The 12655-nt window shown below is 32.1% G+C and carries 16 protein-coding genes; 9 read left to right on the top strand and 7 right to left on the bottom strand.

Features of this window, described 5'->3' with window-relative positions; all coding sequences use genetic code 11:
* Window positions 1–24: 24 nt before the first annotated feature.
* Window positions 25–420, top strand: coding sequence for an SRPBCC family protein (locus Q0739_RS06785; RefSeq protein WP_298237949.1), 396 nt, complete (start codon window positions 25–27; stop codon window positions 418–420).
* On the opposite strand, the gene Q0739_RS06780 is transcribed toward Q0739_RS06785, so the two are convergent.
* Entirely contained in the window at window positions 417–1148 is a 732-nt protein-coding gene (locus Q0739_RS06780; RefSeq protein ID WP_298237948.1) for a biotin--[acetyl-CoA-carboxylase] ligase, read from the bottom strand. The two genes, Q0739_RS06785 and Q0739_RS06780, sit on opposite strands and share 4 nt — an antisense overlap.
* A gap of 92 nt (window positions 1149–1240) precedes the next feature.
* Here Q0739_RS06780 and rsfS point away from each other — a divergent pair, with 92 nt between their 5' ends.
* The 7 genes from rsfS to ppk2 all read left to right on the top strand — a co-directional run bounded on the left by rsfS (window position 1241) and on the right by ppk2 (window position 6905).
* Entirely contained in the window at window positions 1241–1612 is a 372-nt protein-coding gene (rsfS, locus tag Q0739_RS06775) for a ribosome silencing factor (protein WP_298237947.1), read from the top strand.
* Window positions 1613–1619: 7 nt separating this feature from the next.
* Window positions 1620–3560 (top strand): ATP-dependent zinc metalloprotease FtsH, encoded by a 1941-nt coding sequence (ftsH, locus tag Q0739_RS06770; protein WP_298237946.1) that lies wholly within the window; start codon window positions 1620–1622, stop codon window positions 3558–3560.
* A 118-nt stretch (window positions 3561–3678) separates the two neighbouring features.
* The gene (locus Q0739_RS06765) at window positions 3679–4287 is read left to right on the top strand and encodes an LUD domain-containing protein (RefSeq protein WP_298237945.1); all 609 of its coding nucleotides are present in this window, start codon (window positions 3679–3681) and stop codon (window positions 4285–4287) included.
* A gap of 1 nt (window position 4288) precedes the next feature.
* Entirely contained in the window at window positions 4289–5110 is an 822-nt protein-coding gene (locus Q0739_RS06760) for a phosphatidate cytidylyltransferase (RefSeq protein WP_298237944.1), read from the top strand.
* On the top strand, window positions 5100–5756 hold the full coding sequence (locus tag Q0739_RS06755) for a phosphatidylserine decarboxylase family protein (RefSeq protein WP_298237943.1): 657 nt from the start codon (window positions 5100–5102) through the stop codon (window positions 5754–5756). The genes Q0739_RS06760 and Q0739_RS06755 overlap by 11 nt, the downstream gene beginning before the upstream one ends.
* Window positions 5749–6015, top strand: coding sequence for an acyl-CoA-binding protein (locus Q0739_RS06750; RefSeq protein ID WP_298237942.1), 267 nt, complete (start codon window positions 5749–5751; stop codon window positions 6013–6015). Before Q0739_RS06755 ends, Q0739_RS06750 begins: the two co-directional genes overlap by 8 nt.
* Window positions 6016–6125: 110 nt before the next feature.
* Window positions 6126–6905, top strand: a complete 780-nt coding sequence (ppk2, locus tag Q0739_RS06745; protein WP_298237941.1) for a polyphosphate kinase 2 — start codon at window positions 6126–6128, stop codon at window positions 6903–6905.
* A gap of 13 nt (window positions 6906–6918) precedes the next feature.
* Here ppk2 and lipB read toward each other — a convergent pair whose 3' ends face one another.
* Window positions 6919–7617 carry a lipoyl(octanoyl) transferase LipB gene (lipB, locus tag Q0739_RS06740; protein WP_298237940.1) on the bottom strand — a complete coding sequence of 233 codons (699 nt, stop codon included), beginning with the start codon at window positions 7615–7617 and terminating at the stop codon, window positions 6919–6921.
* A gap of 29 nt (window positions 7618–7646) precedes the next feature.
* Window positions 7647–7805, bottom strand: coding sequence for a YqaE/Pmp3 family membrane protein (locus Q0739_RS06735; RefSeq protein WP_209653349.1), 159 nt, complete (start codon window positions 7803–7805; stop codon window positions 7647–7649).
* A gap of 161 nt (window positions 7806–7966) precedes the next feature.
* Here Q0739_RS06735 and lysS point away from each other — a divergent pair, with 161 nt between their 5' ends.
* Window positions 7967–9661 carry a lysine--tRNA ligase gene (gene lysS, locus Q0739_RS06730; RefSeq protein ID WP_298237939.1) on the top strand — a complete coding sequence of 565 codons (1695 nt, stop codon included), beginning with the start codon at window positions 7967–7969 and terminating at the stop codon, window positions 9659–9661.
* Between the two features lie 108 nt (window positions 9662–9769).
* Here the strand turns inward: lysS and Q0739_RS06725 are convergent, their stop codons facing one another.
* From Q0739_RS06725 to Q0739_RS06710, 4 genes are all read right to left on the bottom strand, one after another.
* Complete coding sequence (locus Q0739_RS06725; protein ID WP_298237938.1) at window positions 9770–10240, bottom strand: hypothetical protein; 471 nt, start codon at window positions 10238–10240, stop codon at window positions 9770–9772.
* Window positions 10241–10373: 133 nt separating this feature from the next.
* Window positions 10374–11198: an alpha/beta hydrolase gene (locus Q0739_RS06720; RefSeq protein WP_298237937.1), complete on the bottom strand. Its 825-nt coding sequence runs from the start codon at window positions 11196–11198 to the stop codon at window positions 10374–10376.
* A complete protein-coding gene (locus Q0739_RS06715; protein WP_298237936.1) occupies window positions 11158–12036 on the bottom strand; it encodes an alpha/beta fold hydrolase in 879 nt (292 codons plus the stop codon). Before Q0739_RS06715 ends, Q0739_RS06720 begins: the two co-directional genes overlap by 41 nt.
* Before the next feature lie 49 nt (window positions 12037–12085).
* Window positions 12086–12649, bottom strand: a complete 564-nt coding sequence (locus tag Q0739_RS06710) for a GDYXXLXY domain-containing protein (protein WP_298237935.1) — start codon at window positions 12647–12649, stop codon at window positions 12086–12088.
* Between the last annotated feature and the right edge of the window lie 6 nt (window positions 12650–12655).

Below are 12655 nucleotides of genomic sequence, written 5' to 3'. Positions count from 1 at the left end.
CAACAAAAAACAAATTACAACAAAATGAATTTAGAATCACCAAATATTACAGTTAGTAAATCTTCACAAGAAGTTTTTGATTTTTTAACAGATTTCAAAAATTTCGAATCTTTAATGCCAGAAAACATAAGTAAGTTTGAACTATTAGAAGACGATAAATTTTTATTTGCGCTTAAAGGTATGCCAGAGATAACTCTTCAAAAGAAAGAAGTTATACCTCCTAACAAAATTGTATTAGGAGCAGCAGGTGGAAAAATAGATTTCTCTCTTATAGGTAACATAAAAGATATTACTGCATCATCTAGTGAAGTTCAATTAGAATTTACTGGTGAGTTTAACCCAATGATGGCAATGATGATAAAAGGCCCTATTAAAAAATTTATAGAAACCCTTGTTACTAGTATTCCAAACGCTATTTAATACAACAGTGTAATCTCTTTTAAATTAAATTCTTTAATAATGTTATCTTCTAACAAGATTTGAAGATTTCCAGAATTAGAAACCCCTTGGATAAATCCAGAAAACGTTAAATTATTGCAATTCTTAAATGTAGATGGTATGTTTTTTCTGAACAAATGGCTCTCGTATTCTTCCTTTAACAAAGCATAATTTCCTTTATGAAAGATGCTGAAGTGACTCTTCAAACTTTCTAATATTGCCAATAATACTTCTTCTAAATTAAAATTATTACCAGAAATTAATTTTAATGATGTCGCTCTCGGTAAATTTTTAAATTCTGTTTCATTCACATTGAGTCCTACACCAATTATCGATGCATTAAGATTGTTCTGTTTTATGACATTTTCAATAAGAATCCCACAAATTTTCTTGTCTCCTGACAAAATGTCGTTTGGCCATTTTATACGTAGTTTAGGGATTGAGAAACTTTGCAATGCCTTAATTATAGCTAACGCGCTTATCATACTTATGCTAAAAGAGGCATCAATATCTAAACCAGAAACATCTTTAAAGACACTAAACGTAAGGCTTTTAGAAGTTTGAGAACTCCAAACTGCTCCCATTTGTCCTCTTCCTTGGTTTTGTTTTTTAGCAGTTACCACAGTATAATCATCTAGTGTTTCTAATGCAATTAAGTCCCGCAAATAGCTATTTGTGGAATCGGTGGCATCAAGTTTGATTATACGCATTTAAAGGTTATTATAAGTTAGAAAATCTTATGATTAATTTAAAGTATAAAGAACTAAAAAAATAATAACTTTGCATAAATTAAAAAAAATTAATGGCGAAAGAAAAAATAAGCGCAGACCAGCTAATATCTGTAATAATTAGTGGCATTGAAGATGTTAAAGGTAAAGAGATAAATATTCTAGATTTAAGAGATATTGAAAATACGGTTTGCGATTACTTCATAATTTGCGAAGGTACTTCAAACACACAAGTTAACGCCATAGTAAATTCCATACAAAAGAAAGTAAGTAAAGAACTTAAAGATAACCCTTGGCATACCGAAGGTCTTGATAATGCCGAATGGGTTTTAATAGATTATGTTAATGTGGTGGTACATGTGTTTCAGAAACAGATAAGAGACTATTACGACATTGAGAGCCTTTGGGGAGATGCAAAAACAACAGTAATAGAAACTAGTTACTAGAAAAAACATGGCAAACGACAAAAAAAACATAAAAGACAAAAAACCAAAGTTTAGTCCGTATTGGATTTACGGTATTGTAATAGCTATTTTTATTGGGACTTCGGTATTTAGCAATAGTGGTTTTCAAGAAGGTAAAGAAACCAACCCAACACAATTTTTGCAATTTGTAGAAGATGGCGATGTAGCAAAGGTCGAAATTGTTAACAAACGTATAGCAAAAGTATATCTTACAAAAGATGCGGCAACTAAAGAAATTCATAGAAGTTCTAAACCAACTACTTTAATTCCAACTGCTACCCAATTACCTAATTACAAATTCGAATTTGGAGAATTAGAGATTTTTCAAAATGAATTAAATGAAGTTATAAAGTCTAATAATTTAGACTTAGAACCTGTTTACATAACAGAAGAAAATTTTCTAGGCGATTTCCTTTTAGGTATTTTACCTTTTGTATTACTTATTGGTGTTTGGATTTTCATTATGCGCCGTATGTCTGGTGGTGCTGGTGGAGGTGCTGGTGGGCAAATATTTAATATAGGAAAATCGAAAGCGAAATTATTCGATCAAAATACCGAAGTTAAAACAACTTTTAAGGATGTTGCAGGTTTAGAAGGTGCTAAAGAAGAAGTTCAAGAAATTGTAGATTTTCTTAAGTTTCCTGAAAAATACACCACATTAGGCGGGAAAATTCCAAAAGGAGCTTTACTTGTAGGACCTCCAGGAACAGGAAAAACATTATTAGCAAGAGCCGTGGCTGGCGAAGCTAAAGTACCGTTCTTCTCGCTATCTGGTTCAGATTTTGTTGAGATGTTTGTTGGTGTAGGAGCTTCAAGAGTTCGTGACTTATTTAAGCAAGCAAAAGAAAAATCGCCATCAATTATTTTTATAGATGAAATTGATGCTATTGGACGCGCAAGAGGTAAAAACGCAATGTCAGGAAGTAATGATGAACGCGAAAACACCCTAAATCAATTACTAACCGAAATGGATGGTTTTGGTACCAATGCTAACGTTATTGTACTTGCAGCAACTAATAGAGCAGATATACTTGATAAAGCCTTAATGCGTGCAGGACGTTTTGATAGACAAATTTTTGTAGACCTTCCAGATGTACGTGAGCGTAAAGAAATATTTGAAGTACATCTTCGTCCGCTTAAAAAAGCTAAAGATTTAGACACAGATTTCTTATCTAAGCAAACACCTGGTTTTTCAGGTGCAGATATAGCCAATGTATGTAATGAAGCAGCATTAATTGCTGCTAGAAATGGCAAAAAAGAGGTAGACAAGCAAGATTTTCTTGATGCCGTAGATAGAATAATTGGTGGGTTAGAAAAGAAAAATAAAATTATAACGCCTAGTGAGAAAAAAGCAGTTGCATTCCATGAAGCTGGTCATGCCACTGTAAGTTGGATGCTAGAACATGCTGCTCCATTAGTAAAAGTTACCATAGTGCCAAGAGGAAGATCTTTAGGTGCTGCTTGGTATTTACCAGAAGAACGTTTAATAGTTAGACCAGAACAAATGCTTGACGAAATGTGTGCAGCATTAGGTGGACGAGCTGCAGAAAAAGTTATTTTCGATAAAATATCTACAGGCGCTTTAAGTGATTTAGAAAAGGTTACTAAACAAGCTCGGGCTATGGTTACCATTTATGGTTTGAGTGATAAAATAGGAAACTTAACATATTATGACTCGTCTGGTCAAAATGAATTTGGCTTCAATAAACCTTATAGCGAGCAAACAGCAGAGCTTATCGATAAAGAAATTTCTAATATCATTGAAGAGCAATACGAAAGAGCAATAAAGCTACTTGAAGAAAATAAAGACAAGCTAACAGAACTTGCCGAGGTATTACTTGAAAAAGAGGTTATTTTTAAAGATAATCTTGAAAAAATATTTGGGAAACGTGCTTTTGAAAAAGAAGAGCGAGAAATCCTAGACAAATAGTTGAAACGTATATATTTGTTAAGCTTTTAGTAAAAATCTTAAATTAATCGTTAGGTTAATTTAAGATTTTTTATATTTGATAAACACCAGATTAAATTGTGTTAATAGCAGTATCTAAATGAGTCTTTTTAGAAAAATTTTTGGTTTGAAATCTGAAAACAAAGATGAAGAACTAAAATCAAATGACAGAGGCAAATACATGCCTGAAATTAAATTACCAATAGACGAAAGGTTTACTATAAACTTTAAAGCTAATGGTGGTAAATTTTTGTACTGTGAAGACCTAAATGAAATATTCCAAAATTTACAGAGTATTATAAACGAAAATGGTTGGCAAGAGAAGAATGTATTAATTATTGATAACCAATTAGAAAGTAAATTTCAAAATTCTAATTTAAAGATAACAAACAGAATAAGTGACTCCTCGTTTTTTTTAACTACATGCGAAAATCTAATCGCAAATGATGGTTCATTACTTATTTCATCTAGACAAATTTTTGAAAAAAAACTCCCTGAACTTCCTTTTAACTTTATAGTATTCGCCACAACTAGTCAAATTGTTGAAAGTATTGGTGAAGGCTTACGAGGTATTAAATCTAACAATAGAAAAAAAATACCTACCAATATTACTACCATAAAACATTTTAAATCTGGAGACGAAAAAGATTTCTTAAGTTATGGAAGTAGTGCTAAAAACCTCTACCTACTACTTTTAGAAGACTTATAGAATGAAAGAATTTCTTATTAGAGGACTATCAGGTTTACTTTATATTTCATTATTGATAGTGTGTCTAAATTTCGAACATGCCTCATTAATTCTTTTTTTTGTTTTTGGAATCATTTGTTTGGTCGAATTCAATAAGCTTATTCAACTTAAAAGCATTATACCCTTTTTTATATTTGTTATTCTTTATCCCGTATTTGGTTATTGGCAATTCGTTTTAAACTACGATCAAGGTTTTGATGAAGCTATACAAATCCTAATGGTTTTAACCATTTTTGTTGAGCTTTTTTTAATAAAAGATTTGTTTTCAGAAAAAAGGATACCGCTTTTTATATCAAAACGTTTCATTCTTACAACTTTTTATCTTTCCAGTGGATTTGTATTCTTGGTATTAATAGCAAATTATTATGAAGTCTATAACCCAAGTATTTTATTAGGTGCTTTTATATTAGTTTGGGTTAATGACTCGTTTGCTTATTTTGTTGGTAAAAATTTTGGTAAGCAAAAACTCTTTGAGAAAATTTCACCCAAAAAAACTGTTGAAGGTTTTCTAGGTGGTTTATTCTTTTCTTGTATAGCAAGTTATTTTATTGCTAACTTTACTCAAAATTTAGGCTTTACAAATTGGCTTATAATTGCTATCATTGTTAGTGTTTTTGGTACAATTGGCGATTTAATAGAATCTAAATTTAAACGTCAAGCAAGTGTAAAAGATAGTGGTGTTATTATGCCAGGGCATGGAGGATTGCTTGATAGGTTAGATAGTATTATTTTTGCAGCACCTTTTATTTATTTATTTTTAAGAATACTCAAGTATGTTTCATAAAGAAGGACATAAAATCATTACCATAACATTTGTAGCTATTTTAGCTGGATTTTTATTAGCAGATAGGTTCATTACTATTCAATGGTTACAAATATTAATCATGATTACACTCTTGATATTCCTAGTGCTTATTCTGCAGTTTTTTAGAAACCCTAAACGTCATACAGCTTTTAACGATAAACATGTGGTTTCTCCAGTAGATGGTAAAGTGGTAGTAATTGAAGAAGTTTTCGAAAAGGAATATTTTAAAGACAAACGCCTACAAGTAAGTGTTTTTATGTCTCCACTAAATGTTCACGTAACACGTTACCCTATAGGAGGTCATGTTATTTTTAGCAAGTATCATCCTGGGAAATATCTGGTTGCATGGCATCCTAAAGCAAGTGAAGAAAATGAGCGCACAACGGTTGTAGTAGAAAATGAGTCTTACGGAAAAGTTTTATACAGGCAAATTGCTGGAGCATTAGCAAAACGAATAGTTAACTATGCCAAACAAAATGATAAAGCCACGCAAGGCGATGACTCTGGTTTTATTAAATTTGGTTCGAGAGTCGATTTATTTTTACCTTTAGGCACAAAAATAAAAGTACAGCTTAATCAAAAAGTAAAAGGCGGAGAGAGTGTTATTGCCGAAGCAAATGGATAGTACCGATTTAGACATAGAATTTAATGAAGCTGTTGAGCGTGTGAATGCTCATATTGATCCATTTCCTGCAGACACATTGCTTAAACTATATGCCTACTATAAAAAAGCCACTAATAATTACCGTAGACCTAAAAGTAAAAAACCTATAATAAATGCTTTTAAAACAAACGCCCTATTTCAAGTTGAAAACATCTCTCAAGACAAGGCAAAGCAAGCTTATATAGCACTTGTAAAAGACTATTTTCTATACAGAAAATAGTTAAAAACAACTACATATACACCCATATAAATATTCGTTTTTAGCAAATTTAGACTGCTAGATTTTCATTTTTTTATTAACTTGTCATTTCCCTTTAACATACCTTATATATGTCTAAAAACAACCAATTTAACTACGACGAGGAATTAGCAAAATTACATACAGAACTAGTACATCTTCAGGAGTGGGTTAAAAAGCAAGGGTTAAAAGTTGTTATCCTTTTTGAAGGCAGAGATGCCTCTGGCAAAGGAGGCACCATAAAACGCTTTACCGAACCTCTCAACCCAAGAATTTGTAAAGTGGTTGCCTTAGGCGTACCCACCGAAAGAGAAAAAACACAATGGTATTTCCAGCGATATGTTCATTATTTACCTGCAGCAGGAGAGATTGCTCTTTTCGACCGAAGTTGGTATAATCGTGCTGGAGTAGAAAAAGTGATGGGGTTTTGCACAGAAGAGGAATACAATGAATTTTTACGTTCTTGCCCAGAATTTGAGCGGATGCTTGTACGTTCTGGCATTATCGTTTTAAAATATTGGTTTTCAGTTAGTGATGAAGAACAAGAAAAGCGTTTTAAAAACCGTATAAGTAATCCTTTAAAACGTTGGAAATTTAGCCCAATGGATTTAGAATCGCGTTCGCGTTGGTTAGAATACTCTAAAGCAAAAGATAATATGTTTGCACATACCGATACTAAGCAAGTCCCGTGGTACGTGGTAAACTCAGACAACAAGAAAAAAGCACGTTTAAACTGCATAAGTCATGTTCTAAGCCAGATTCCTTATGAAAGGATGAATATAAAATCAATTGAACTTCCAGAATTACCAGATTACAAGGCGTATGTGCGACCACCAATGAACTACCAGACCTTCGTACCTGAGAAGTATTGAGAACCATTTAATTTTAATAAAACTCTGCTTCAAAAAGGGTTTTAAAATGTTTTAGTAATTTCTCTTTAACCTCAGCTTCATCAACTTGCTTAACCCCTAATTCAACATTAAGAGAAGTAACTGCTTTTCCTTTAATACCACAAGGAATCATTAAATCAAAATATCCTAAATTAGCATTAACATTAAGAGCAAAACCATGCATTGTTACCCAACGACTGGCACGAACTCCCATAGCACATATTTTTCTTGCAAATGGTGTACCTACATCCAACCAAACCCCCGTTTCTCCATCGCTACGCTGTGCTTTTAAACCATATTCAGCCAGCGTGAGAATAATCATTTCTTCAAGAAACCGGAGATATTTATGTATATCGGTAAAAAAATTATCTAAGTCTAAGATAGGATAACCAACAATTTGTCCAGGCCCATGATAGGTTATATCGCCTCCTCTATTCACTTTATAAAAGCTTGCATTTTTGGCTTTCAATTGATCTTCATCAACAAGTAAATTCGAAATATCGCCACTTTTACCTAAAGTATAAACATGTGGATGTTCTACAAACAAGAAATAATTTCTTGTCTGCAAATTAGCTTCTTCTCTCCTATTTTTAATTTTAGTTTGAACAATACCTTTAAACAAATGTTCCTGGTAATCCCAGGTTTGTTTGTAGTCTTTTAAACCTAAATCTTGCAGCTCAATTTGCTTATTCATAGACAGCAAAATTACGACATTTTAATGGTTTAATTCTTAGGATTATTAAGTATAACTAAAGCTGCAATAACACCTGGCACCCAGCCACAAAGCCATAATAGGAAGACAATAAAAATAGACCCACAACCTTTATCTATAACAGCTAAAGGTGGACAAATAATAGACAGTAAAACTCTCCAAAAACTCATATTGATTTTTTAATGATTGATGATTACCAGTTTGACGCTAAAACAAATCATTTGTTACAAATCTAAGATAGATATAGTCATCAAAAATCCCAAATCAATAATCGTAAATCGTAAATCAAATGATTATCTTTGCACATTAAAATTTACACAGCATTTAGAATATGTCGCAATTATCGGAACAAGAACTTGTTAGAAGAGAGAAGTTAATGAAATTACGCGAGTTAGGGATTAATCCCTACCCAGCAGATTTGTATCCTGTAAGTCATAGTTCAAAACAGATAAAAGAACAGTTTGAAGAAGGCAAACAGGTTGTTGTTGCTGGAAGATTAATGATGATAAAAATTCAAGGTAAAGCAAGTTTTGCACAACTACAAGATGCAGAAGGAAAAATTCAAGTGTATTTTAATCGTGATGAAATTTGCCCAAATGAAGACAAAACCAAATACAATGATGTTTTTAAAAAACTATTAGACTTTGGTGATTTTGTTGGTGTTGAAGGTGAATTATTTACCACGCAAGTTGGTGAAAAAACAGTTAAAGTCAAAGATTTTACAGTATTAAGTAAGTCATTAAAACCACTTCCATTACCAAAAGAAAAAGACGGTGTGGTGTATGATGCTTTTACCGATCCTGAGCAACGCTACAGACAGCGTTATGCCGATTTAGTGGTAAACCCTCAAGTAAAAGAAGTATTTGTTAAGCGAACCAAATTATTTAATGCCATGCGTTCATTTTTTAATGATGCTGGTTATTTTGAAGTAGAAACTCCTGTATTACAACCCATCCCAGGTGGTGCTGCGGCGCGTCCGTTTATAACACATCACAACGCTTTAGATGTGCCTTTATATATGCGAATTGCGAATGAGTTGTATTTAAAAAGATTGATTGTTGGAGGTTTTGATGGTGTCTATGAGTTTTCTAAAAACTTTAGAAATGAAGGTATGGATAGAACACATAATCCAGAATTCACAGCCATGGAAATATATGTAGCTTACAAAGATTACAACTGGATGATGGATTTCTGTGAACGCTTACTAGAACATTGTGCTGTAGCTGTAAATGGGAGTACAAAAGCTACTTTTGGGGAGCATGAAATAGATTTTAAAGCACCGTATGCCCGTGTTACAATGGCAGATTCTATAAAGCATTTTACAGGATTTGACATTACAGGCAAGAGCGAAAATGAAATAAGGCAAGCCGCTAAAGACTTAGGTGTAGAAGTTGATGCTACCATGGGTAAAGGAAAATTGATTGATGAAATTTTTGGTGAAAAATGTGAAGGTAACTATATACAGCCAACCTACATCACAGATTACCCTAAAGAGATGAGTCCGTTGTGCAAAGAGCACAGAGAAAACCCAGAACTAACCGAACGTTTCGAACTTATGGTATGTGGTAAAGAAATTGCTAATGCTTATTCTGAACTAAATGACCCAATAGACCAGCGTGAACGTTTTGAGCATCAATTGAAACTTGCTGCTAAAGGAGATGATGAGGCAACCGAGTTTATAGATCACGATTTTTTACGAGCTTTAGAATATGGTATGCCTCCAACATCTGGTATGGGAATTGGCATGGATAGACTTATTATGTTTTTAACCAATAATCAATCAATACAAGAAGTATTATTCTTTCCTCAAATGAGACCAGAGAAAAAAGCCCCTGCAATTAGTGAAGAAGGAAAAGCATTGTTAGAGTTACTTAAAAAAGCTGAGCGATTAGGATTGAATGATTTAAAAGCTCAATCTGGTTTGTCAAATAAAAAATGGGACAAAACCATTAAGGAGCTAACTAAAAACAGTCTAGCTAAAGTAGAAAAAACAGACGATGGATTGTTTGTTGAAGTCGTTTCTTAACAAAGTAATAGTAAATTTAGGTTAACAAAAAAATCCAGTAAAATTAATTACTGGATTTTTTTAACTAACTAAACTAACTAAACTAACAACTTAACTAACCTAATAATTCTAGACCATACCAGAGTATGCACAGAAATTTTTAGGCAAATAATCTTTCGTATTAAAATTTAATTCGACTTCTTCTTCAATTTCAATAAGTCCAACTGTATTCCAATCTATATCGTGTAATCCTTTTAATGGATTAAAGTTTTTTGGAAGGTATTTTTCTGTATCGATTAAAACTTCTACTTCTTCATCTATGGTAACCAATTCAATTATATTCCAATCTAAATCGTGCTTACCTTTTAGAGGATTAAACCCTTTTGGTAAATACAATTTTGTATCAAAAGGTATTGTAACGTCCTCTTCAAACTCAACAAGTTCTATTACAAATTCATCGGCTTGATCACAAATCGAATCTTCTAAAATACAAGATAATTCGTATTCTGGAATTGTGTCGTAATCATGCGTCATTTCACTAATAGTTGCAGAAGCACTAGCAGTAACAAACAAACTTAAAATAAATGCTAATCGTACCATAATCTTATAAATTAATTTCAATACAAATTGACGCTTATTTAGTAAAATGGTTACTAAGATTTAGATATGTTTAACACATAATTATCAATTCTTTAAGATATATAAACTGAAGTGTTAAGGTTTTTAAGAGTTACTATGGAAATAGTATTTTTATATGATGCTGATACAAACTGAAATTGGATAAATTATTATGATTTCCACTTTCAATTTTCACAAACTCTGTAAAGTCTTTTGGTGCCTCTTCGTAGAATTTTTGAGCAGATCTATAAGGAATAATAATATCTTCTGTTCCATGAAACATGGTAATAGGACAAGTTACGCTACCAATAAATTGATAGGTTGGAAATTTATATTTAAGAAATAGCCTAACTGGAAACATAGGAAATCTAGATTGTGCCACATCTTCTATACTATAATAAGGAGTTTCTAAAACCAACTTACTTGGATTATTTCTAGAAGCTACATATGTAGCTATACCTGTTCCTAAGGAACGACCATACACAGCAATTTGGCTTTCTTTGTATTGACTCTTCAAATAACTATAAAACATCTCTGCATCTTCATAGAATACATCTTGATTAAGTTTACCCTTACTTTTTCCATAGGTTCTGTAATCCATAATCAGGACGTTATACTGTTTTTCTACAAAAAATTCTGCTACAGTTCCCCAACGAGATAGATCGCCTGAATTACCATGAAAATATAAGATAACTCCTTTAGGGTTTTCAACTTTAAAATGAAGTGCGTTTAGCTTAGCCCCATCGGTTGCTTCAAGATTTATTTCTTCAAAATTATAATTAAAACTAAACTTATAATCTTTTTCTAATACCGTTGGTAAAAACAAAAGTCTTTCTTGTATAAAATATAAGGATGCAGAAATCATAACATATAGACTTACTATAATTAAAACTAGCTTTTTAAGCTTTTGCTTTAGATGCCTTGGAACTGTGTTTAACATGAATACTTGTTGTAGATAAATCTATTTGTTCTGGTTTAGAATTTAGGATATCATGTATCATTTCATGATAGGACTCAAAATTATTTAAGTTCTTATGTCCGCCCCCTATTACGGTGTGTAATTTAGTGCGTTTTGGATTTACTTTCGATAATTTTACACTAGTTTTATATGGTATCAAACTGTCATTAGTGCCATGAATAATATGGATAGGGCATTGTACATACTTTAACCATTTGTAAGTTGGTAGCGGATATTTTATTAATAACGACAATGGCATAAAAGGAGCATATCGCGCAGTAACTTTAGTTAAGCTGTAATACGGCGCATCTAGGATAAGCATTTTAGGGTTATTCATTGAAGCTAATTTAGCAGCAAACCCTGAGCCTAATGAACGTCCATATAATACAATTCTGTCTTCGGTTGTTTTCTCTTTTATCTTGTTATAAACAACTTGCAAGTCTCTTTTAATAGCTTTCTGTGAGCGTCTGCCTGTGCTTTTACCAAACCCACGATAATCTACCATAAGGACATTATAACCATGTCTGGTAAAATCTACAGCAAATTTACCCCAGCCCTTAATACTTTTAGAGTTCCCCTTTAAGTATAAAACAATGCCTTTTGATTCGCTTTTTGGCTTAAATAGAATACCATTTATAATAGCTCCATCTCTAGTTTCTAAATTATGTTCCTCTATATTTTGATTCTCATAATAAAACTGAAAATCCTTAGAAAGTTTTTCTGGTTTGAATAATAAATAATCCTGTAAGTAGTATAATGCAATGCTTATTATTACATAAACAATAAGAATTACAATAATAATGTGCAACCAATAAGACATATAATAAAACCCTTAGATTACTAATATACAATAATTCACTCTATTGATTTTAGTCAACTTTATCAACATAATCTTTAATAGAAATTTCATTAATAACAACATCGTTTAATACCGCTTCTCCATTTTTAATATACACTAATGCATATGTATTATTAGGCAATGAATCGCGTTGATTATTTCTTACAGCAACCTCGGCATCATATGCTTTGGTTTCCTCCATATAATAGCGATTAAAAGGTAAGTTAAAATTTAGTTCTTGTTCTATTTTACTATACCAGCCAACTTCTGCAATAATAAAATCTTTAGATGTGTTTAAGGGTTCTTTACTAACTTCAGACACTTTTGCAAAACCTAAACTATCTGTTTCTAAATAAACATAAACTTTATCTTTTCTTTCCCAAATGCTGTCTGTAGTTTTATAAGCTCTAACATCATAATTTAAATTTATGTACTTACCTCTATAAGGATCGCTAGGATCTACTGGCTGCGTTTTAAACTTATAGGCTGCCCCGTTGCTTATAATAGATTCTTTATTAAAAATCATTTGTGCTGGCACGAATAGTTGTGCTATTGCTAGGCCAATAAATAGTATAAATATGTGTATTGTTTTCATATATCT

The sequence above is a fragment of the uncultured Algibacter sp. genome (genome assembly GCF_947487605.1).
Classification (GTDB): Bacteria; Bacteroidota; Bacteroidia; order Flavobacteriales; family Flavobacteriaceae; genus Algibacter_D.
The sequence above is the reverse complement of the archived record's forward strand: the minus strand, read 5'-3'. Positions and strand labels throughout refer to the sequence as shown.

Bases quoted from the DNA above. Each gene is read 5' to 3' on its own strand.
- Q0739_RS06785 (WP_298237949.1), top strand. From the start codon at position 25: ATGAATTTAGAATCACCAAATATTACAGTTAGTAAATCTTCACAAGAA.
- Q0739_RS06780 (WP_298237948.1), bottom strand. From the start codon at position 1,148: ATGCGTATAATCAAACTTGATGCCACCGATTCCACAAATAGCTATTTG.
- rsfS (WP_298237947.1), top strand. From the start codon at position 1,241: ATGGCGAAAGAAAAAATAAGCGCAGACCAGCTAATATCTGTAATAATT.
- ftsH (WP_298237946.1), top strand. From the start codon at position 1,620: ATGGCAAACGACAAAAAAAACATAAAAGACAAAAAACCAAAGTTTAGT.
- Q0739_RS06765 (WP_298237945.1), top strand. From the start codon at position 3,679: ATGAGTCTTTTTAGAAAAATTTTTGGTTTGAAATCTGAAAACAAAGAT.
- Q0739_RS06760 (WP_298237944.1), top strand. From the start codon at position 4,289: ATGAAAGAATTTCTTATTAGAGGACTATCAGGTTTACTTTATATTTCA.
- Q0739_RS06755 (WP_298237943.1), top strand. From the start codon at position 5,100: ATGTTTCATAAAGAAGGACATAAAATCATTACCATAACATTTGTAGCT.
- Q0739_RS06750 (WP_298237942.1), top strand. From the start codon at position 5,749: ATGGATAGTACCGATTTAGACATAGAATTTAATGAAGCTGTTGAGCGT.
- ppk2 (WP_298237941.1), top strand. From the start codon at position 6,126: ATGTCTAAAAACAACCAATTTAACTACGACGAGGAATTAGCAAAATTA.
- lipB (WP_298237940.1), bottom strand. From the start codon at position 7,617: ATGAATAAGCAAATTGAGCTGCAAGATTTAGGTTTAAAAGACTACAAA.
- Q0739_RS06735 (WP_209653349.1), bottom strand. From the start codon at position 7,805: ATGAGTTTTTGGAGAGTTTTACTGTCTATTATTTGTCCACCTTTAGCT.
- lysS (WP_298237939.1), top strand. From the start codon at position 7,967: ATGTCGCAATTATCGGAACAAGAACTTGTTAGAAGAGAGAAGTTAATG.
- Q0739_RS06725 (WP_298237938.1), bottom strand. From the start codon at position 10,240: ATGGTACGATTAGCATTTATTTTAAGTTTGTTTGTTACTGCTAGTGCT.
- Q0739_RS06720 (WP_298237937.1), bottom strand. From the start codon at position 11,198: ATGTTAAACACAGTTCCAAGGCATCTAAAGCAAAAGCTTAAAAAGCTA.
- Q0739_RS06715 (WP_298237936.1), bottom strand. From the start codon at position 12,036: ATGTCTTATTGGTTGCACATTATTATTGTAATTCTTATTGTTTATGTA.
- Q0739_RS06710 (WP_298237935.1), bottom strand. From the start codon at position 12,649: ATGAAAACAATACACATATTTATACTATTTATTGGCCTAGCAATAGCA.